The following is a 1,481-nucleotide window of genomic DNA, read 5'->3' on the forward strand; positions in this document are numbered from 1 at the left end:
GACGAGCGCTCCGCGGCGGGAGCGCTGCCGCACCCGCCGGGCTTCTACTTCCAGGTCATCTCCCACGGCTTCGGCGTGATGCCCGCCTACGGCCCGCAGCTCACGCCCCAGGAGCGCTGGGCCGTGGTCGCGTACCTGCGCGCCCTGGGCCGCAGCCAGCACGCGCCCCTCTCCGCCGCGCCGCCCGAGGTCCAGGCGCGGCTTCGCCAGGAGGTCCGCGCGCCATGACGCCTCCCGTGCTTCCACGCTTCGAGGGCGGACGGCGCGCGCTGGGCCTCAGCGCGGCGCTCGGGGTCGTGGGCCTGGGGGCCACCGCCGCCGGCGCCTTCCTCGACGTGCGTCAGGCCCTGGCGGGCTACCTCTTCGGGTTCACCTACTGGCTGGGGCTGAGCCTGGGGGCGCTGTTGCTGCTCGCCTCCTTCCACGCGTCCAAGGCGCGCTGGCCCGTGGTGCTGCGCCGCGCGCTGGAGGTGACAGCCGCCCTCGCGCCGCTGTTCCTCCTGCTCTTCGTGCCCCTCGCGCTGGGGATGCGGCACCTGTTCCCGTGGGTGGAGCCCTCCGCGCGCCTGGGCGAGCACGCGCTGCACGTGCTCGACCACCGGCGGCTCTACAACAACGTGCCCTTCTTCCTGGTGCGCGCGGCGCTGTACTTCCTCACCTGGGGGCTGGTGGGGGCCCTGCTGTACCGCTGGTCCGTGCGCCAGGACGCGACGGGCGACGTGCGCTGGACGCAGTGGCAGCGGCGGCTGGGCGGCGGCTCGCTGCCCGCGCTGGGCCTCACGTTCTCCTTCATGACGCTGGACTGGATGATGTCGCTGGAGGCGACGTGGCAGTCCACCGTCTACGCCGCCTACGTCTTCTCCGGCGCCTTCGTGGGCGGGCTGGCCCTGATGATCGTCGCGGGGGCGGCCACCCGGGACACGCGCCACTTCGGCAGCCTGCTGTCCCCCGGCCACTACCACCGGCTGGGCACGCTGCTGTTCGCCTTCATCTGCTTCTGGGCCTACATCGCCTATTCCCAGTTCATGCTCATCTGGGTCGCCAGCCTGCCGGAGGAGGTGGGCTGGTACCGCGTCCGCCTGGAGGACGGCTGGGGCGTGCTGTCGCTGGTGCTGCTGCTGGGCCACTTCATCATCCCCTTCGCGCTCCTGCTGTCGCGCGAGCTCAAGGCGCGGTCCCGGGCGCTGGCGGCCGTGGCGCTGTGGATGCTGGGGATGCACGCCGTGGACGTGGCGTGGCTGCTGTTCCCCTCGCTCTACCCGGGGGCCGTCTTCATCCCGTGGACGGCCTTCACCGCGTGGGTGGGGATGGGCGGCGTGTCCGTGGCGGCGGCCATCTGGCTGTCGCGCGGCGCCTATCCCGTGCCCGTGGCGGATCCCTACCTCGTCCACTCGCTCCAGGTGCGCCCGCCATGAGCGAAGCCCGCCCACCCCCTCCAGAGCTGGAGCGGCTGCCCACCGCGTGGCTGCTGCGCGTCGGCG

General features: G+C 73.3%; 2 protein-coding genes. Both read left to right on the forward strand.

Going from position 1 to position 1,481, the window contains the following annotated elements; all coding sequences use genetic code 11:
- Positions 1–228 (forward strand): c-type cytochrome (locus ACLEQD_RS43235; protein WP_410391765.1); only part of this gene is annotated, 228 nt, incomplete at its 5' end.
- Positions 225–1,415 carry a hypothetical protein gene (locus ACLEQD_RS43240; protein WP_410391766.1) on the forward strand — a complete coding sequence of 397 codons (1,191 nt, stop codon included), beginning with the start codon at positions 225–227 and terminating at the stop codon, positions 1,413–1,415. The genes ACLEQD_RS43235 and ACLEQD_RS43240, both read left to right, overlap by 4 nt.
- Positions 1,416–1,481: the final 66 nt, after the last annotated feature.

This window comes from Corallococcus sp. 4LFB (assembly GCF_046520365.1).
In the GTDB taxonomy this organism is placed as follows: Bacteria; Myxococcota; Myxococcia; order Myxococcales; family Myxococcaceae; genus Corallococcus; species Corallococcus caeni.

What these genes read in the sequence shown, in the direction of transcription:
- ACLEQD_RS43240 (WP_410391766.1), top strand. Translation starts at nt 225, where the DNA reads ATGACGCCTCCCGTGCTTCCACGCTTCGAGGGCGGACGGCGCGCGCTG.